At 49.9% G+C, this 19,131-nt stretch carries 14 protein-coding genes; 9 read left to right on the forward strand and 5 right to left on the reverse strand.

The window, feature by feature from the left end; genetic code table 11:
- Window positions 1-284: 284 nt before the first annotated feature.
- Both greA and EL645_RS19735 read right to left on the reverse strand, forming a co-directional pair.
- Window positions 285-749 carry a transcription elongation factor GreA gene (gene greA / locus EL645_RS19730; RefSeq protein WP_126552096.1) on the reverse strand — a complete coding sequence of 155 codons (465 nt, stop codon included), beginning with the start codon at window positions 747-749 and terminating at the stop codon, window positions 285-287.
- 91 nt (window positions 750-840) lie between these two features.
- A complete protein-coding gene (locus EL645_RS19735) occupies window positions 841-1,635 on the reverse strand; it encodes a biotin--[acetyl-CoA-carboxylase] ligase (protein WP_307720580.1) in 795 nt (264 codons plus the stop codon).
- Window positions 1,636-2,956: 1,321 nt separating this feature from the next.
- On the opposite strand from EL645_RS19735, the gene EL645_RS19740 reads away from it, so the two are divergent.
- The 4 genes from EL645_RS19740 to EL645_RS41160 all read left to right on the forward strand — a co-directional run bounded on the left by EL645_RS19740 (window position 2,957) and on the right by EL645_RS41160 (window position 5,803).
- On the forward strand, window positions 2,957-3,145 hold the full coding sequence (locus EL645_RS19740; RefSeq protein ID WP_126552098.1) for a hypothetical protein: 189 nt from the start codon (window positions 2,957-2,959) through the stop codon (window positions 3,143-3,145).
- A gap of 158 nt (window positions 3,146-3,303) precedes the next feature.
- On the forward strand, window positions 3,304-4,302 hold the full coding sequence (locus EL645_RS41150) for a nucleotidyltransferase family protein (RefSeq protein WP_218031922.1): 999 nt from the start codon (window positions 3,304-3,306) through the stop codon (window positions 4,300-4,302).
- Entirely contained in the window at window positions 4,302-5,141 is an 840-nt protein-coding gene (locus EL645_RS41155) for a hypothetical protein (protein WP_218031923.1), read from the forward strand. Before EL645_RS41150 ends, EL645_RS41155 begins: the two co-directional genes overlap by 1 nt.
- A complete protein-coding gene (locus EL645_RS41160) occupies window positions 5,108-5,803 on the forward strand; it encodes a phosphohexomutase domain-containing protein (RefSeq protein ID WP_218031924.1) in 696 nt (231 codons plus the stop codon). Before EL645_RS41155 ends, EL645_RS41160 begins: the two co-directional genes overlap by 34 nt.
- A gap of 60 nt (window positions 5,804-5,863) precedes the next feature.
- Here EL645_RS41160 and EL645_RS19750 read toward each other — a convergent pair whose 3' ends face one another.
- Window positions 5,864-6,871 (reverse strand): NAD-dependent epimerase/dehydratase family protein, encoded by a 1,008-nt coding sequence (locus EL645_RS19750; RefSeq protein ID WP_161977512.1) that lies wholly within the window; start codon window positions 6,869-6,871, stop codon window positions 5,864-5,866.
- A gap of 422 nt (window positions 6,872-7,293) precedes the next feature.
- On the reverse strand, window positions 7,294-7,554 hold the full coding sequence (locus tag EL645_RS19755; RefSeq protein WP_246035413.1) for a helix-turn-helix domain-containing protein: 261 nt from the start codon (window positions 7,552-7,554) through the stop codon (window positions 7,294-7,296).
- Between the two features lie 357 nt (window positions 7,555-7,911).
- Here EL645_RS19755 and polA point away from each other — a divergent pair, with 357 nt between their 5' ends.
- The 5 genes from polA (at window position 7,912) to EL645_RS19780 (ending at window position 16,978) form a co-directional block, all read left to right on the forward strand.
- The gene (gene polA / locus EL645_RS19760) at window positions 7,912-11,010 is read left to right on the forward strand and encodes a DNA polymerase I (RefSeq protein ID WP_161977513.1); all 3,099 of its coding nucleotides are present in this window, start codon (window positions 7,912-7,914) and stop codon (window positions 11,008-11,010) included.
- A gap of 146 nt (window positions 11,011-11,156) precedes the next feature.
- Entirely contained in the window at window positions 11,157-12,257 is a 1,101-nt protein-coding gene (locus EL645_RS19765) for an aminotransferase class I/II-fold pyridoxal phosphate-dependent enzyme (RefSeq protein ID WP_218031925.1), read from the forward strand.
- Window positions 12,258-12,498: 241 nt separating this feature from the next.
- The gene (locus EL645_RS19770) at window positions 12,499-14,667 is read left to right on the forward strand and encodes an amylo-alpha-1,6-glucosidase (protein WP_126552101.1); all 2,169 of its coding nucleotides are present in this window, start codon (window positions 12,499-12,501) and stop codon (window positions 14,665-14,667) included.
- Between the two features lie 129 nt (window positions 14,668-14,796).
- Entirely contained in the window at window positions 14,797-15,474 is a 678-nt protein-coding gene (locus EL645_RS19775; RefSeq protein ID WP_126552102.1) for a response regulator transcription factor, read from the forward strand.
- A gap of 187 nt (window positions 15,475-15,661) precedes the next feature.
- Window positions 15,662-16,978: a sensor histidine kinase gene (locus tag EL645_RS19780; protein WP_126552103.1), complete on the forward strand. Its 1,317-nt coding sequence runs from the start codon at window positions 15,662-15,664 to the stop codon at window positions 16,976-16,978.
- Window positions 16,979-17,024: 46 nt separating this feature from the next.
- Here EL645_RS19780 and EL645_RS19785 read toward each other — a convergent pair whose 3' ends face one another.
- Window positions 17,025-18,980: a protein kinase domain-containing protein gene (locus EL645_RS19785; protein ID WP_126552104.1), complete on the reverse strand. Its 1,956-nt coding sequence runs from the start codon at window positions 18,978-18,980 to the stop codon at window positions 17,025-17,027.
- Between the last annotated feature and the right edge of the window lie 151 nt (window positions 18,981-19,131).

Here is a 19,131-nt window from a genome sequence, read left to right on the forward strand (position 1 = left end):
TGGGAAGCGTGCCGCTCTTGTGCGGACGTGTGCTGGCGCGTCCGAGCTTTATTTCTTGTGCGCCTTTGGCGCTCAAACGCAGGCGTGGAGAGCGCGGCGATCATGAGGATAAGACACATTCTTAGCCTGGATGCAAGAGCTTGTAATGCTGGCACACTTGATTTATTGTAGCATTGTTTTCCTTATAAATGTATTTCAGCAATAAAAATCGACCTGCTGGTAATATTTCTCTACCAATCAGGTCGTAGGTTTATAATCGAGGTCGGGTTTGAAGTTGCCCTGTGTTATTCGATCGTGATGATGGTATACTCTTTGACACCACCGGGGGTGGAGACAATGACCATGTCGCCTGCTTTATGACCCAGCAATGCTTTGCCGACAGGTGATTCATTCGAAATACGCCCTGAGCCAGGGTCAGCCTCGAAAGCGCCTACCAGTTTGTATCGATAGGAACGACCATTGTTTGCCTCTAGATGGACGACGGAGCCGAGAGAAACGACGTCGCTGTGTACATCATCAATGAGTTGTGCGCGGGCCAGCATTTCTTCTAGTTCCGAGATGCGACCTTCGAGCCGAGCGTACTGACCTTTGGCTTCTTCATATGCTGCATTATCAATGACATCGCCTGATTCTTTAGCATCATGAAGATATTGCGCGATTTCAGCACGCTTGACGGTGCGTAAGAACTCGAGTTGATGGGCTGCACGCTGTAATCCGTCATTAGTGAGGAAGATTTCCTGTGACTCCATATATTGTATCCTCTCGTTTTGTACGATGGAGGGGCTGCCTCCGACTTAACTTGTTCATCTCTCCAAGGCCTGAGAAGCAGAGTGAAGTGGGTTACTCAATATCTCCCCAGGTAATAGCGATACATTCACCAGAATGACTGCGGAGTAACAACTCTCCCTGGTCATTCACGTCCTCAGCCACGCCGCTGAGTAGCTTCGAGCCCTGGCGTACCTGCACGGTACGGCCCAGTGTCGAAAGTTGATTACGCCATTGCTCGCGTATCAAGCGAGAGATGGGCCCATGCGCATTGGCCGTGGTCTTGTGTGCTTCTTGCTGTAGCGCCAGATAGCGGTGCTCAATCTGGTATAGCAAGCGAGTGATAAACATTTCACGACTCACTACATGACCACTCTCTACCTCAAGTGTGGTGGCTAATTTTAAAAGCCCTGGTTCGGTCTGTAGCGAGGGTTGTTCCGTAGCGAAATGTGTGACGCGACCATTGACATTTACGCCTATGCCCAGAATAGCAACAAGCTGGCCGCTATGATCATGACTGGTTTCGATGAGGATACCAGCGACCTTGCGCCCACCAATCAGAACATCATTTGGCCATTTGATTGTTGCAGTAATATTACAGATATCAGCAATAGTGTCGACGACCGCTAGTGAGGCGATCATTACTAGTTGGTACGGTGGAAATAATGGTCGAAGCACAGTAGATGACAACACATTCAAGCCGGCTACATCCACCCAGCGTCTTCCCTGTCTGCCCTTACCGGCTGTTTGACTGTCGGTAAGTACCACTACCCCTTCTTCTGACCCTTCCCGAGCCAGGTTCATCGCCACAGAGTTTGTCGAATCGACCGTCGGGATATAGACAAGGTGTTTGCCGGTTCCTAGTATCAGTGCCTAGATGATGACGAATTTGATCGACATCTAATGGTTTGGATCTGGTGTTTTCAATGTTGTCCAAGCTCTACCACTTCTATCTATGTATTTCGTTCCCAAAGCGCATTGAAAATAGAGTAATCTGGAAGTAAGCACGCACTGTTAGCCCTGATAACAGAGAACATGTGAAATTTTGTATTTAGTTTGTGAACAGGCTATTTAAGCGCATAGACCGGAACCAGCCGTGACGGAAGCGTGTCTGCGTGCCCGATTAGTTGATGAGTTGCCGGGATCTACAAAAATCCCAGAGCAGGGGCAAATTAGTCTTTTCGCCAATGCTCTGGGGGTGCTGCACAGACAGGTGTAATGCACTACCTGCCAGTGTGTGTTCTTTTAACCCTCACCAAGCTCCAAAGCCAGGTGCGAGAGAAGGCGACCTAACGGTCAATTCCTCTCTGCTGGAAGGTGTGGGATTTAACACCGCTGCCTGTGCAGCGAATACGTTCGTCCATTACACACCACCTCCTTTCGATGACGATATTGTACCATCGGTATTTAACTGTTGTCAAGCTTTATCTCAAAACTCATTCAGGGCATTGTAGAGATCGATACGCACAAATGGCTTGTCATGAGCCTTCATGCTCTACTGTACCCTGTGAATATTATGTGAAAATGCATAAGTTTTTGCTCGAAAGATCTATTATTGAAGATTATTTCTGCCGGTGTGTTATCTCGCCTGTGAGCTCGATCTGCTATCGTGTGAGACACTAGCAGGCTGTTCTGGCTCTTCTGGTAAAGAAAGTGGCACAACAGAACGACCATATGCTATACTAGTGTAAGTAACAGCTAAGAGGGTAGTGTAGTAAGAAGCTAGTGGCTGTTACATCAGCACTCCATGCCGTCATTGTATCACTGTTGATCTGTTTCAAAGTAGCGCAATCGGCATTCTTTTCCTCATGATGTGGTCCATTAATGCCGAACAATGCGTCTTTGTACTAACAGGTCATTTTGGATCTAGTTAGCGGTGATAATCGTGATGATTATGGATACTATAATCCGGTAACTGCATAAACAGTGCTGTCTGTTCCCAATCTATTCTGTCTGTATGTGTGTGGTTCATCCGAACTCATCTGTATTGGGAAGAGATAGCAATCTGTATTCCGACCGACAGTAGCACTTCATGCTTTCCCGTCCGATTGATCGAACCAGGATGTGTGTTCATCTAGGCAATCAGGGCTCAGTGATGGAGACTGTACTGCTGAACACCGTCGTCGGGTAAAAGTGTCCGGTGCTTCGCCTGGTTGGTAAAGTTGTAGAAGCGAAGGAAGGAGGACTTTTTATGCAGCAATATGTGGATCTGCTCATCGATGCCCTCCTGGATGAGGGTTTTACTGTAGACGAAGCTCAGCGGCTCATTCAACTCCAACAGGAGTATGAGGAGCGCAAGGCAACTGAAGAGACAAATCATCATCGTTTTGTACGCTGGCTTGTAGAACATGGCGGTTTAGTGAGTGGTAGTAGTGTCTGATATTAACGCGAAAAGTGACCTTGCGGCGCTCTTCGTGGATGTTGTACAATAAAACTAGCGGAGCAGATGGGACGGCGTGGCATTGCTACGCCGTCCTTGTATTTCCAATAACAACTCGGGTGACTATGCAAGTCGCCCTTGATTCAAGGGAGGCCTCTATGAAAGCGGTTGTAATGGCCGGAGGGGAAGGATCGAGGCTACGACCATTGACGATTCGACGGCCAAAGCCAATGGTTCCGATCGTAGGCAAACCTGTGATGGAACATATACTTAACCTGTTGAAGCGTCATGGCATCACCGAGGTCGTCGTCACGGTTCAGTATCTGGCGAGCAACATTGAAGACTACTTTGGCAATGGTTCGCAGTTAGGAATGCGTATTACCTACTCCCGGGAAGACGTGCCTCTGGGTACAGCCGGTAGTGTGAAAAATGCCGAAGATCAATTGACTGAGCCTTTCCTCGTAATTAGTGGGGATGCCCTTACTGATTACGATTTGACTGAACTGATTAAATATCACAACGAAAAGAAATCTCTCGCTACTCTCCTCCTTGCCCATGTGCACAATCCTCTGGAATATGGTGTTATTATCACGAACGAAGAAGGTCATATCACGCAATTCCTGGAGAAACCAAGCTGGGGCGAGGTGTTTAGCGATACTATTAATACGGGCATTTATGTCCTTGACCCCAAGGTATTTACCTACTTTGAGCGCGATAAGCAGTTCGACTTCAGCCAGGAACTTTTCCCGATGATGTTGAAGCAGGGCGATCCTATCTATGGCTATGTGGCCCCTGAGGGCTACTGGTGTGATGTCGGTAGCCTGAGCGAGTATATGCGCGCTAACGCGGATATGCTACAGCATAACGTTAATCTGGAGATACCGGCCAAAAATATTGGTAACAATATCTGGTGCGAAGAGGGCGTTGAGATAGATGAGGATGCCCAGCTCTATGGTCCTGTCTATCTGGGTCGTGATTGTAAGGTGCGCGCTGGCGCTATTATCCATGGTCCAAGCATGATTGGTAGCTATTCGATCGTGGATGAGCGGGCCCAGGTGGATCGCAGTATTGTCTGGAATAATTCGTACATCGGCGATCGCGCCGAACTGCGGGAGCCATCGTTGGTTCTTCCTCAAATATCAAGAGTAAAGCGGTGATGTTTGAGGGATCTGTTATCGGCGATAACTCGATTATCCAGGATGGCGCGATTATCCAACCAAATGTCAAGATCTGGCCTGATAAAGAGGTTGAGGCAGGAGCTGTGGTCAATACCAGTATCATCTGGGGATCACAGGGTCGGCGCGGTCTCTTTAGTCGCTATGGCGTAACTGGCCTGGTGAATGTGGATCTGACACCAGAGTTTGCCACCAAGCTGGGTGCGGCCTATGGCGGTATCCTTCCTAAGGGCTCTGTGGTCTGCTTGAATCGCGATACCCATCGTACGTCACGGATGATTAAGCGTGGCATTAACGCTGGCCTACCATCCGCGGGTATCGATGTGCATGATATTAACCAGGTACCTTTGCCGGTGGCACGCTACTTTATTCGTACCACTGAAGCAGCTGGTGGTGTCCATGTCAGTACGTCTCCTGTAGATCAACGTGTCGTGGAAATTAAAATTTTTGATCAAAATGGCCTGGATATTAATAAAACTACTGAGCGCAAGATTGAAAATTTGTACTTCCGTGAAGATTTCCGTCGTGTCTATCTCGATGATATTGGTGCAATTGACGTTTTAAGCAATACTGATGTGATTGGCCATTACCTGGAAGGCTTTAATCATGCAGTGGATTATGAGACTGTACGTAAGCGTAAGTTCCAGCTGGTAGTTGACTATGCCACGGTAGTACCGTTGAGATGTTGTCTAAGATTCTCAATGATCTGGGCTGCGAAGTTATTGTGCTCAATTCGGGTGTGGAGGAGGCCAGTACTTCGCGTACCCCGGATGAATTTAATAAAGATATGCAGCGCCTGGCTACCATTAGTTCGGCTTTGAATACCGATATGGGTATTCGCATTGATCCCAGTGGCGAGCGCATCTCGGTGGTGGATGATCGCGGCCGTATCCTGGATGGGATGAAGATTCTGGCTGTTATGACCAGTCTCTTCTTACGTCGCCATCGCAATGGGACTGTGGCCGCGCCGGTTACAGCACCCAGTGCGTTGCAGCATATTGCGCAGCGCTACGAAGGGTATATCCAGCATACTAAAGTGTTGCCACATGCCTTGATGACGGCGGCTGGCCGCGAGGGCGTGGTTCTGGTCGGCGATGGTAGTGGCCAGTTTGCCTTTCCAGAAATGCATCCTGCTTTTGATGGCATGCTGGCTATCGCCAAACTGTTGGAATTGCTGGCGACCTTTGATATGCGCCTCTCTGAGGTGGTCGATGATCTGCCTGCTTACTATATGAGTAGCGCGCGTGTGACCTGCCCCTGGGAACATAAAGGTAAGGTTATGCGCATTCTCAGTGAGCAGTACCGTGAGCGACGTGCCAAGCCAATCGATGGTATTAAGATCGATCTGGGCAAGGAGTGGGTGCTGGTCTTACCCGATGCGGATAGTCCATTCTTCCATGTGTTTGCCGAGTCTGTTTCTAATGAGCAGGCGCAAGCTCTGGCGGAAAAATATGCCCGTGTTGTCAGTGGCCTGCAACAATAAAGCGCGACAAAAAAAGGACTGCTTGAGGATCCTCAAGCAGTCCTTTTTTTGTCGCTCAGCTCAGGCTCTGCTTAAAGTAGCCTCGGCTGCCAGCACAATCTGGGGAGTTCGTAGTTCACTATGCTGGAACTGCATGGCTTTTTGTGGTAACAATTGTGCGATAGCCTGGCGTATGCCTTCCGATAGGGTGGTGGTTGGTTGCCAGCCTAACAGATGTCGGGCCCGCGTGTTGTCCATAATGATTGAGGGGCTATCAAGGTATGGGCTGGAGAGATAAATGGGTTCGATATTGCTCTCCTCAATAATCGCTGCCATATGATACAGTTGATTGAGTGTGTATCCCTGCCCTGAACTGATATGGAGGGTGCGATTTTCTCCGCGCTCAATATTTTTAAGAATTTGCAGGTTGGCCTGGATGACATCATCGATAAAGATGTGATCTCGCATTTCATTTCCGCTGCCACGGATAATGGGGCGTTTCTGTTCCATGAGCATACGGATAAAGTAGCTTAATGGATGATGCAGCGTGGTGCTGTTGGTTTCTCCATAGATGTCAGCATAGCGTAGGATGGTGTGGGTCAGACCGTATTGCTGGGTATAATAGCGGACATACCATTCTCCTGCGACCTTACTGATATCCTGAGCACTTCGTGGGTAGAGCGCCGTATCTTCTTGTACCGGCAATTGATCGGCATGGACACGCCCGTACATGCTATTGCCGCCAGAGGCAAAGATAATGCGTCTTACTGAGGCGTTGACACAGCTATCCAAGACATTGATCAATCCTCTCACGTGGACATCTGCGTCCGTCAGGGTATGGGCACCCGTTCCTGTTTCGTGCTGTTGAGTTGCGTGGTGGCTAACGATATCCGGGCGTTCACATTGCAATAGTTGCTGCAATTTTCCATCACGTATATCGACTTGATAAAAACGTGCTCGTGGATCAACTGCTTCTCGTGAACCTGTCGCAAGACTGTCAATGACAAAAACGTCGTGCCCTGCGTTAAGATATGCTGCTGTTAGATGGCTTCCGACGAAGCCCGCTCCACCGGTGATAGCTATTTTCATACTGGGCCTCTCCATGTATTTTTTAGGCTTATTTTTATTGGCTATGATGCGTTTGAGCGCCGGTGAGAGGCTGATGTGCGACTGGCTCTTTCTTTGTCTATACTTCCGCAACGTTTGAATGTCTGTCGAAATGACTAAAACTGTTGAAGCATGGACGCGCACAGTGCACAGTGACGAGAGGATGTCTCTCTATACCCCTCTTCTTTAAGTGTATGCATTTGCCCTATTGACGTCTGCGCATCTGTCATTGGTGATTAGTATATAGAGGTATACTGTTTTAATAAAACAGAGATGAAAAACCCGTAGCCGCCTGCATTTTCATGCATCCCTTATGCACACGATAGATAGCTACGGGTTGGAACTGGTTGGTATATGGTGCAAGTAGTTTTTAGTACAGAGTAGATGAGAAGATGACAAAGGGATTAGACGGCCGGTAATGCACCATCCAGGAGCGTTTCCAGCGTTGATCGTTTGACACGGTAGGCCTGTCGTTTCCCTCTATGTGGTAACGTAATTGCTTCGAGGGCCCCGCTTTTAATCCAGCGGCGTACCGTGGTATCGTCAACCCGTAAGCGACGCGCCACTTCACGCACAGTTAATAGTTCGTCTTTCTTCTCCTCTGCCATCTTATGCTCTCCTACACCTGGTTGATTTTTGTCTAAAACAACATTACGCTGCGGCATATAGTCCCCTTTGGTTGTTTATGCAGAATAAGACAGTCTTCATGACATCGTAAAGACCGGTCATGTCACAGGAAGTGCTCTTGCTGGAATTGCTTTATTCTCTGTTTGTGGGCCTGCGCTCGTCTGCTACGACATGAGCAGGCTACAACACTGCTTGCCAGTTAACTATACTATACATCTCGGCCCAAACATATTAAAATACAGCAAGAGCAAATGCCACCCGGTGAGAAAGGTACAGTTTCTATCGATAAGCAGCTAGTTAGCTGGAGCATGTCATCTCATTACCGCGTTTGACCCCAGGGTTTGGAATTAGATAAATAGAGAGTAGATGGATTGAAAAAGGAAATGACCATAGAGATGAAACGTAAAAAATTAGTTTTAATAGATGGGCATGCTATTATTCACCGCGCTTTTCATGCGGTGCCTGAGGATCTTTCTACCCGCGAAGGGGAGCCAGTCAATGCTACCTTCGGCTTTACGTCAATGCTGATGAAGGCATTGCTAGAGGAGAGGCCCGATTATATCGCTGTGACCTTTGATCGCCCATCACCCACTTTTCGCCACCTGGAATACACTCCTTATAAAGCGCATCGTCCAGCTTTACCTGATAATATGAAGCCGCAATTTGCTCGCATTCGTGAAGTGGTAGAATCTTTCGGTATCCAGATCTATGAGAAAGATGGTTTTGAGGCGGATGACATCCTGGGTACCTTATCAGTACAGGCAAATAAGGGTGGGGTGGATACTATTATTTATACCGGTGATATGGATACGCTCCAACTGGTCAATGAGCATGTATCTGTGAAGGTGGCCAAGCGTGGCATTACCGATGTGACGGATTATGATGAACACGAGGTCCAGGTGCGCTATGGCTTTGAGCCGAAAAAGCTACCAGATTTTAAGGGTCTGGTGGGAGATAAATCAGATAATATTCCCGGGGTACCTGGTATTGGTGAGAAGACTGCCAGTCGCCTGATTGGTGAGTATGGGGATTTAGAGGGTATCCTTGCGCACCTGGATGGTCTGAAGCCTAAAGAGCAGAAATTAATTGGCGCTGCCATTGAGCAGGCACGGCAGAGTAAATATCTGGCGACGATTGTGCTGGATGCTCCCGTACAGTTGGAACTGGATGCCTGTAAGATGGTGCATGTGGATGGCGAAAAGGTGATGACCCTTTTCCGCCAATTAGAGTTCCGTACGCTGATTGAGCGTGCCCTTTCGCTTTTCCAACAACTGGGTGTGACGGTATCTGATACGCATGGTGCCGCCTCTTCATCTTCTGCGGCTGCGGCTCCCTCTCAGACCAGTGACAGTGAGCCTGCCTTCGCGCCCGGTGAAGATCCACAGTTTGCCCCTCCGATGGGCGTGGTGCCTATTTTGCTTCCTCCTTTGCCTCCTGGTGAGGAGACTGCGGTCGCGCAGGATGTGCTGGAGCCATTGTCCGTATTGACTCCTGCGCACGAGGCTGCAGCCAGCCAGCCAGCTTCTGTGGCGGTGGCTACTAAAGAAGATCCAGCTCAACTGAGCCTGTTTGAAGTAGAGACGCCACATGAAGAGGTGGTGCATAAGCTACGTTTACCCGGTATGCCGAGCCCGGGGAGCGCTTTGCTTGAGGACCGCGAGGCGGCTAAGCAGACCAATACGCTGATTGTGAATAGTGAAGAGGGGTTGCGCATTCTGGTTAAGAGCCTGGCCGACGCGGGACGCTTTGCTATTGATACGGAAACCTCCTCTGATGAGCCACGGCATGCTGATCTGGTAGGTATCTCGCTCTCGATGGCGCCGGGTGAGGCTTATTATCTGCCCGTCGGCCATACAAAAACTGTTGATGGGCAGGAACCAGATACGCAGTTGCCGCGCTCCTATGTGTTAGAGAAGCTGAAGCCGGTCCTGGAAGATGAGCATGTCTTGAAATATATGCATAACGCCAAGTATGATCTGGCCATCTTCTTGCGCTATGGCATTGATATGAAAGGTCTGGCTTTTGATACTATGCTGGGAGCCTACCTGGCCGAGCCTGGCAGGCGTGGCGTGGGCTTAAAAGATCAGGCCTTCCAGCGGCTGGGTATCGTGATGACCTCTATTAGCGAGTTGATTGGTACTGGCAGTAAAATGATCAGTATGGCCCAGGTGCCAGTTCGCAAGGCCGCTGACTATGCCGGGGCCGATGCTGATATGACCTTGCGCCTGGTTGAGCCTATTCAGGAAGAATTGCAGCAGCATGGTCTAATGGATATGTATCAGCGTATTGAGCTTCCGTTGATCAATGTGTTGATGCAGATGGAGCTGTATGGGGTTGCCCTGGATGTACCCTTTCTGCGCGAGTTTGGTAAGACGCTTGAGGATCAGTTGGAGGGGCTGGAAAATACCATTTATGAGGCGGTTGGCCATCGTTTTAATATCAATTCAACCAAGCAATTGGCGGATGTGCTGTTTGTAGAGTTGCAGTTGCCAACCGGTAAGAAAACTAAGACTGGTTTCTCGGTTAGCGCGGATGTAATTGAAAATCTACGCGGTAAACATGAGGTTGTGGATTACCTGCTCGAGTATCGCCAGCTTAGCAAGCTCAAATCTACCTATGTCGATGGCCTGTTAACGCTGATGGAGCCACATAGTGGGCGTGTGCATACGTCTTTTAATCAGACTATCGCTTCCAGCGGCCGCCTCTCTTCCAGCAATCCAAATCTCCAGAATATCCCGGTGCGTACCGAGCTTGGTCGTCAGATTCGTCGCGCATTCATTGCTGATCCTAGTTATGTCTTGCTGACGGCTGATTATTCGCAGTTTGAGTTACGTATTCTGGCCCATATTACGCATGAGCCTCGTTTGGTGGAAGCTTTTAGCCATAATGAAGATATTCATACGATTACCGCCTCCACCCTGTTCGCCGTGCCTGTTGAGCAGGTGACGAAGGATCAGCGTCGGCTGGCCAAGACCGTCGTCTATGCGGTGTTGTATGGGCAGTCGGCCTATGGTCTGGCTAATGTCACTGGCATGTCTACCTCCGAGGCTGCTGAGTTTATCAAGCACTATCATGAAATATTCCCCAATGTTAAAGTGTATGTGGATAGCACTTTGCAGCAGGCAAAGACGCAGGGCTATGTTAACACGCTCTATGGGCGCAAGCGTTTCTTCCCCGACATGCACGCCCTCTCGCATACGGAGCGCCAGGCTCTTGAGCGTGAGGCCATCAACATGCCAATTCAAGGCACCAATGCGGACCTCATTAAAATTGCCATGATTCGACTACACCATGCCCTCAAAGAGAAACGCATGAAGACGCGTATGATTCTCCAGGTGCACGATGAACTGGTCTTTGAGGTCCCGGTCGAGGAACTTGAGCGCGTCCGTATTATGATCCGTGAGATGATGGAAGGGGTGGCTACCCTGGATGTTCCTATTAAAGTGGAGATGAAAATGGGCAAAAATTGGTACGAAGCCGAACCCATGGTCTAAAGGAGAGTTGCCAGCGCCCCTGAGGGGGCGCTTTTTTTCTTTCAGGCTCGTGGCGGCAAAGTTGGTAATCGCATGGTATAACATAGGTAGGTGGTGGGAAATATCACTGTTCACTGTTATATTATCTGGGACGAGGAGTTTGGACCGTGCGATTGTCGAATCTGATTAATAGTTTGCCCCCCTATCATTTTGCTAATGCGAAACAAAAAATTTTAGATCGCCAGGCGGCTGGCGTTGATGTTATCTCTCTCTCAATGGGAGATCCCGATCTCCCTGCTCCCGCCGCTGTGGTTGAGCGTCTTTGTGCTGCTATGCAGTCTACTGAAAATCATCGCTATCCAGAATATCGAGGCATGCGTGCCCTACATGAAGCGATTGCGGCCTGGTTTGAGCAGCGTTTCGGGGTTCAACTGACCCCTGAACATGATATCTTGCCGTTGTTGGGCTCCAAGGAAGGTCTGGCGTATGCCGCGACTTCGGTCTTGAATGCCGGTGATATCGCGTTGGTGCCAGATCCCTATTATCCTGTATATATTTCAGGTACGACCACTCCAGGAGCCGAGCCGTTCCTGCTGCCGTTGCGCGAAGAGCAGCAGTATCTACCAGATCTAGGCAATATTCCAGCCGATGTCCTGGCTCGCACGCGCCTGATCTGGCTTAACTATCCCAACAATCCTACCGCGGCCTGCGCTGATCGGGCATTTTTTGAGCGTGTCGTGGATTTTGCTCGCCGCCATGATATCGTGATTATCCACGATATGGCTTATGCAGAAGTCTATTTTGACGATTTTCGTCCCATGAGTATATTACAAATACCGGGTGCTCGCGATGTGGCGGTCGAATTACATTCGTTAAGCAAGACCTATAATATGGCTGGTTTCCGCATCGGCATGCTGGTGGGCAATCCTGAACTGGTAGATGCCGTAGGGCGCTTAAAGAGTAACATTGATAGCGGCATCTTTCGACCGATCCAATATGCTGCTATTGAAGCGCTCCAATTGCCGCCATCCTGGCTGGCTGAACGGAATGTTATTTATCAGCGCCGGCGAGATATCCTGGTTGAGGGTTGTAATGCACTTGGTATGAGAGCGGAGAAGACCCGCGCTGGATTATATGTCTGGGCTCATGTGCCTCAGGGATATACTTCACGCGATTTTGCGAACTGGCTCTTTGATCAGACGGGTGTCTTTGTGACGCCTGGTACAAACTTTGGGCCGGCGGCGAAGGCTATGTACGCATTTCTATGACTGAGCGTGAGGAACGTTTAAGCGAAGCTCTGCGGCGTATGCATGCAGCGTTACAGTCAGCATAAAAATGAGTATTGGTTGGCACCTCATTGTAGGTGCCTTCTTTATCTCCGCACGTGAGCGGCGTTTCCGTTTGTATTTAATAATTTGTTTTTGTGGCAGTCAATGTGTGTGGAACTTGTCTTGATCTCCGAAAATGTCGTTAAAATAGTGTGTCATCAATGATAAGAGGATATGGATTATGGCCCTGAAGCAAGATGCATCTCTGTTTGATCATGCGCAAATGAATCCCTGGCATATTCAGATAGGCTCAGAACTCTGTCATGATCTCCAATCTGGACTTGACCATGAGTGGTTGGTTACTAATGGATTGGGGGGCTATGCCGCGGGCTCTCTTGTCGGTGCGACAACACGTTGTTATCATGGCCTACTCGTGGCTGCTCTTCAGCCTCCTGTTAAGCGCACTGTGCTGGTGGCGAAGTTGGATGAAGTTGTTACTCTTCATACAGGAGAAAAAATTGAGCTAGGTGTGAATGAGTATGTACGGGGAACGATTGCGCCCGAAGGTTATAAATTATTGCAATCCGTTTCATTAGATGGGGATATCGCTTGTTTTTACTATGCATTGACTGAGACCTTAACCCTGGAAAAACGTATCTGGATGGAGTATGGGCAGAATACTACCTATGTTCAATATATACTGCGCGGCGCTTTTGATGAGGCTGGTGAGAAGACTGGCGATGGGGAGGATCCAACTGTTCTGACGCTGGATGTGGCGCCGTTTTGCCTTTCGCGTGACTATCATGCTGTAACTGCCGGGGCTACCGATTGGCGCTTCCTGGTAGAGGATCAAGGTCATCGGTGCCGCATCCGCGCCTACGAGGGTGCCCCCGCCTATCATATTATTGCTGACCCCACCGCTACTTTTAGCCCTGCTGGCCTGTGGTACTGGCATATCTGGCATCGCCGCGATCATGAACGAGGGCTCCCGGATCAAGAAGACGTCTATCAGCCGGGCACTTTTCGTCTGTCTCTGGTACCAGGTATGCGTACCACTTTGGTATTGGCCGCTGAAACTGAGACAGCGTGCTCATGGGGCTATGGTGGTCCACGGCATGAGGAACTGGTCGCGCAGGCCTTGATGCGCCATCGCCGACGGGTACAGCAGATACTCACTGTGGCGGAACGTTCAATAGATAATTTGCCGGAACGAGACCCTCTCTTTGCGCGCCTGGTCCTGGCGGCAGACCAGTTTATCGTGGCACGTCCAGATTACTCTCATCCCACAACCGAGCCACAAGAGGTGCGCATGTCGCCTGATCGCAAGACCATTATCGCCGGCTATCCCTGGTTTACTGATTGGGGACGCGATAGTATGATCTCTCTACCTGGTCTGCTTCTTTGCACTGGACGTTATAGTGAGGCGCGTGGCTTGCTTAAGGCTTTTGTCTCTTTTGCCCACAATGGCTTGATTCCCAATCGTTTTCCCGATGATGGCTGTGAGCCGGCTTATAATACCGTTGATGCTACTTTGTGGATGTTCCGTGCGCTGGATTATTATTTTACGACCACTGGCGATTGGTCTTTAATCAAGGAATTGTTTCCGGCTCTATGCGAAATTATCCAATGGCACGTTACAGGCACTGATTATGGTATCAAGATGGATGCGTCCGATGGGTTGTTGCAGGCGGGTGAACCGGGTGTGCAACTTACCTGGATGGATGCCAAGGTGGGCGATTGGGTAGTGACGCCACGCTTTGGTAAGCCGGTGGAGATTAATGCGCTCTGGTATTATGCCCTGACGGCCATGGAAACCTGGGCGGTGCGGCTATCTACCGATGCTGCGCAATATGGACAACTACGTGCGCTGGTACGCCAGCATTTTGCCGCGCGCTTCTGGTATGCTGAGGGTGGTTATCTCTATGATGTTGTGGATGTGGAAGGGGTGGCGGGCCGCAACGACGCCTCATTACGACCAAATCAGCTCTTTGCTGCTGCCCTGACCCACGAATTACTCTCAGAGCAGCAGGTGGCCAGTATGCTCCAGCAGGTGACCGAACATCTGCTGACACCCGCGGGCTTACGCTCCCTTAGCCCGGATGATCCGGCCTATCAATCCCGTTTCTCAGGTGACCAGAAACAGCGCGATAGCGCTTATCATCAAGGAGCGGTCTGGCAATGGTTGATCGGACCTTATGTTGATGTGCATTTGCGGGTACATAATGATCCAGCGGCCCTGTTACCCTTACTTCAACCTTTTGCGCAACAACTCTGGTCGACCTGCCTGGGTACGATTAGCGAGTTGGCTGAGCCAGAACCACCATTTATCAATGGTGGTTGTTTCGCGCAGGCCTGGAGTGTGGCTGAGATTTTACGTTGCTGGTTACTTGTACGCGATTCCATGCATTGATTTCATCTTATTCTAATGAAACAGCTTTAGACTGATGTTCGTGGCATTGGCTGCTGTTTACTACTGGAGTCGTAGAACGGTAGCCAATGCACTGCATTTTTTGATGCATAGACAGATTAGTGAGGCAGTATGAGAATTCTGGTTGTCGAGGATGATCCACGTCTGGGTCCGAGCCTGAAAAAAGGTCTGGAAGGCAATCATTATGCCGTTGATCTCATGGCTAACGGCGAAGATGCCTTGCTGGCTGCGCTGGCTACCGCATACGATCTTGTTGTGCTGGACATCTTATTGCCGGGTCTCAATGGCTTTGAGGTGTGCAAACGGTTGCGCGAGAAGGGGCGGGGCATGCCTATACTGCTACTCACAGCCCTGGGAGAGGTAGACCACCGTGTTAAAGGACTGGACCTGGGGGCAGATGATTATCTCGTCAAACCTTTTGCCTTTAGCGAACTTGAAGCCCGTGTGCGTGCACTCCTCAGGCGTAAGGGCCCCACCAGAACTCCTGTATTGCGCTTTATGGACATCACTCTTGATACCCGTACCCACGAGGTTTATAGGGGTGACCGCTTGATTATATTAGGTAGTAAAGAGTATGCTTTACTCGAATTCTTTATGCGGCATCCACATCAGGTTTTAAGCCGTACCATGATTGCTGAACATGTATGGGATAGCGACACAGAGCATCTGTCAAACGTTATTGATGTGTACATCCGTTATCTACGCCGTAAGTTGTGTGAGCAGAACGAGCCAGATGTTATATTCACTGTCCGCGGCGCGGGTTATCAGCTAAAGGAACCACCGATATGATCAAGCATTTGCATTACCCATCTCCACCCGGCTTGCGTATGCAATTGACTCTCTGGTATACGATTGTCTCGGTTATCCTTATGCTTATCTTCTGCCTGGCGTTTTACTCTACCTCCAACAGATCCTCTTCAATAGCTTTGATTCCGCGCTTCAGCAGCGCGCCCAGCATGTTGCCGAAGGCGTGGGTGTGGATAATGGCAAACTCTATGTCGATGATATGTCTCAAGAAATTCCAGAATTAGATGCTCCTGCAGCTGTGATCGATTCATCTAACTCTTATATCGATAATAGCAACGACTCATCCGGACAAACGAACCACACGCAGTCTTCTCGTCACGATCTTGTCCTGGTGCGTGTTTTAGATAAACGAGGGCATGAGATTTATGCCTCTGGCGAGGCCAGCGATATGGCGATGCCAGATGACAGCGTGTCTCAACCGCTTGCGGGTAAGCCATGGCGTGAGACAATGAGCGGTGGCCCTGAACCCTCCATTCGTGTCTATAGCACCATGCTGGTGGATGGCAATACCATCATTGGCGTGGTCCAGGTCGGTCAATCCCTGGAGACGCTGAATCAGTCGTTGGATCGTATTGTACTCGTGCTCTTTGTCTTGATGTTGTTGTCTCTGGCGATGTGTTCTTTGGGTAGCTACTGGCTCTCTGGTCGTGCATTTCGCTCGATTCAGCGCCTGGCCAGGACTGCGCGCGAGATTAATGCTAACGATTTGAAGCAACGTGTGCTGGTGCCGGCTGCCAAAGATGAGGTGCGGGACCTCTCCATTATCTTCAATCAAATGATTGCGCGTCTGGAGCGGGCTTTTATTCAGCAGCGCCGGCTGGTAGCGGATGCTTCACATGAATTACGTACCCCGGTGGCCGTTATTCGCAATATGACCGAGGTGGCGCTGTCACAGCCTGCTAATGCTGCTGAGTACACCCGTGTATTGGCCGAGATCAATGAGGAATCTGAACATCTGGGACATTTGATAAATGATCTACTGGTGCTGGCTCGGGCCGATGAGGGGCAAATCCATCTGGACTGCGAGCCGGTGCGCCTGGATCTTCTGGCCCTTGATGTGGTGGATAGCCTGGAGCCCTTAGCGCAAGAGCGCCAGATTGCCCTGCATACCCAGACTTTAATGCCCGCGACCATTCTGGGAGATGCGGCACGGCTGATACAGGTAATTATGAGCCTGGTTGATAATGCTTTGAACTATACCAATGCTGGCGGTATGATCACCCTCGCCGTTGAAGTGCGCGAGTCCTATACTTATCTGCATGTGACGGATACTGGTATTGGCATTGAAGCTAAGGATATCGATCATATTTTTGAACGCTTCTATCGCGCCGACCCGGCTCGCTCGAAGGTGGTTGGCGGGAGTGGCCTGGGACTCTCGATTGTTGATTGGGTAGTGCGGGCCCATAAAGGAGTCATCAAGGTCAAGAGTGAGCCTGGAAAAGGCTCTACGTTTACTTTGATCCTTCCCTGCGCTAATGTTCAGTAGCACCCGGCTTTTCTAGCTTCATTAATTGTGCACCATTCCATGACGACTATTGAACGCGAATCGTGATAGCGCTGATATTTCCTTCTCCCCCTGAACTGTTGGCTGCCTCTACCAGCAACATCGCTAGCTTTTGTGGATCTTCCTCCATATCCAGAATCTTACGTATCCGTTCATCGGGCAGCATATGCCAGAGTCCATCGGTACAGAGCAAGATTAAATCATTGGGTTCAACTTTACATTGAAAAATATCAATTGGTATCGTGTAATTCTGGCCCAGGTAGCGATAATGTTGGTTACGTTTAGGGCTCCTGGCCACATCGTCAGGATCGAGTAAGTTGGCGTCTACCAGGCTTGCCGCAATAGTGTGATCTTTTGTGAGACAGCGCAGCCCTGCCGCGGGAGTATAGTGGTAGGCCCTGCTGTCCCCTACATTGGCAATATAAAGGTGCCGTTTATACATCAATGCCATCGTCAGGGTGCTGGCCATGGTGGCATCATAGTCCGCATTGCAGTGATAGATGACCTGGTTGGCTTGTCTGACGGCATCGCGTATCCATTGTTCCAGGATCGCCTCATTTGGAGGTGGGGATTGCCGGAACGTATGGTTATTCGCTGCTCTCTTGCCCGCGGGTGTGTTATAGCTGTGCTGCGCGGAATGCGTGATGGGGGTACTTAATAATGGCAATAGAATATCCGCCAGCGTCTCAGTAGCCAGGCGGCTGGCTTCATGGCCCTTGGCTTGAACCCCTTTATTTCCTCGGAGACCATCTGCCACGGCGAATAAACCAAACGGGCGTGGTGGTGGTGATAGGTTGATGCAGAGTCCTTGCACAATCAGCAGGGTATCTTCATTCCTTTGGGCGTGGTGACCAATATCGCTTAGATAACCAACCTGGCATACCTCGTGCACGAGCGGTGAGGTATCACTTAGACTATGGCCGCAGTGACGGCAGAAGCGTGAGATATGGCGATTTTCGCGTCCACAATTGCCACAGGGATTTTCTGGAATGATCATGCGTACAATGGCGTTGTCATCGTTGGTGGCAACTAGCGTGGCCATTGCCGCGCTATTCATGGTAATGGTTGGTTCAGACCAGATGCCTGGTTGGTCCAGGATACTATTGAGCGCATCCGCAAAAGCTTTGCCCGTCGCATAGCGCTGGCTTGGATCGGTCTCGATCGCTTTCATGATGATGGCGTCTGTCTCAGGCGGCAGTGCCGGATTCAGGCTACTTGGAGTGGGTAAGCCAGTGGCATGATTTTTGATTACGGCTTGAAATGGGAGCAGGCCAGTAAACATCTGGTAGGCAACCACGCCCATGGCATAAATATCGCTGGCCGGTTCGGCTTTGCCCTGTTCTTGTTCCGGTGCTGTATAGTGTTCCGTTCCCAGAGCCCACCCTCGCTGGGTCAAGGGTTTTTCCTGCTGCATAGCCCGGGCGATACCAAAGTCTGCTACCACCAGGCGCTGATCGTCCTGGTGAATCAGTAGATTGGATGGTTTAATATCGCGGTGAATGATCTGCTGGGGATGTTGATGGATGACGTCGATGGCGGCGGCTAATTCATTGACATAACGTCGAGCCAGTTCGATGGGGAGCGGATTCTCTGGTTTTAAGAGCGCTTTCAGTGTGCCACCAGTAATTAAATCCATGGCAATGTAGAGCAGGGGACCATCTTGTCCAAAATTCAGGACCGAGACGATATTGGGATGATGTAGCTGGTGGGCATAGCGCGCCTCGCGGCGAAAGCGTTCAATGGCCGTATCGACATCCAGATTATTAGGGGAGAGCGTTAAGACTTTCAGCGCGATCTGCATACTTTCAAAAGTATCGCTGGCCCGATAGACTGCGCCCATCCCTCCCATACCAACTAATGTCTCAATACGATAACGTCCCGCGACAAATGCTTCTGGTAAGAGGCACTTACAATATGGATTGGTACATTGCGTTGTTCCGGGCGCATAAACGGTCTGGCAGCGAGGATTTGGGCAAGACGGCATACATTTTCTCTCAATGGTTGCTAGATGTGACTGAAGATTTTAGGGATCATATGCTCTCTTCAGTTTAGATGAATGACCTGTATCTGTCAATATAAACGAGATGCTTTTCCAGGGCTATTTAATGTTTCTCTTTGGCGCCTGCGGCGCCGGG

The organism is Dictyobacter kobayashii, assembly GCF_003967555.1.
Classification (GTDB): domain Bacteria; phylum Chloroflexota; class Ktedonobacteria; order Ktedonobacterales; family Ktedonobacteraceae; genus Dictyobacter; species Dictyobacter kobayashii.

Bases quoted from the DNA above. Each gene is read 5' to 3' on its own strand.
- greA (WP_126552096.1), bottom strand. From the start codon at position 749: ATGGAGTCACAGGAAATCTTCCTCACTAATGACGGATTACAGCGTGCA.
- EL645_RS19740 (WP_126552098.1), top strand. From the start codon at position 2,957: ATGCAGCAATATGTGGATCTGCTCATCGATGCCCTCCTGGATGAGGGT.
- EL645_RS41150 (WP_218031922.1), top strand. From the start codon at position 3,304: ATGAAAGCGGTTGTAATGGCCGGAGGGGAAGGATCGAGGCTACGACCA.
- EL645_RS41155 (WP_218031923.1), top strand. From the start codon at position 4,302: ATGTTTGAGGGATCTGTTATCGGCGATAACTCGATTATCCAGGATGGC.
- EL645_RS41160 (WP_218031924.1), top strand. From the start codon at position 5,108: ATGCAGCGCCTGGCTACCATTAGTTCGGCTTTGAATACCGATATGGGT.
- EL645_RS19750 (WP_161977512.1), bottom strand. From the start codon at position 6,871: ATGAAAATAGCTATCACCGGTGGAGCGGGCTTCGTCGGAAGCCATCTA.
- EL645_RS19755 (WP_246035413.1), bottom strand. From the start codon at position 7,554: ATGCCGCAGCGTAATGTTGTTTTAGACAAAAATCAACCAGGTGTAGGA.
- polA (WP_161977513.1), top strand. From the start codon at position 7,912: ATGAAACGTAAAAAATTAGTTTTAATAGATGGGCATGCTATTATTCAC.
- EL645_RS19770 (WP_126552101.1), top strand. From the start codon at position 12,499: ATGGCCCTGAAGCAAGATGCATCTCTGTTTGATCATGCGCAAATGAAT.
- EL645_RS19775 (WP_126552102.1), top strand. From the start codon at position 14,797: ATGAGAATTCTGGTTGTCGAGGATGATCCACGTCTGGGTCCGAGCCTG.
- EL645_RS19785 (WP_126552104.1), bottom strand. From the start codon at position 18,980: ATGCCGTCTTGCCCAAATCCTCGCTGCCAGACCGTTTATGCGCCCGGA.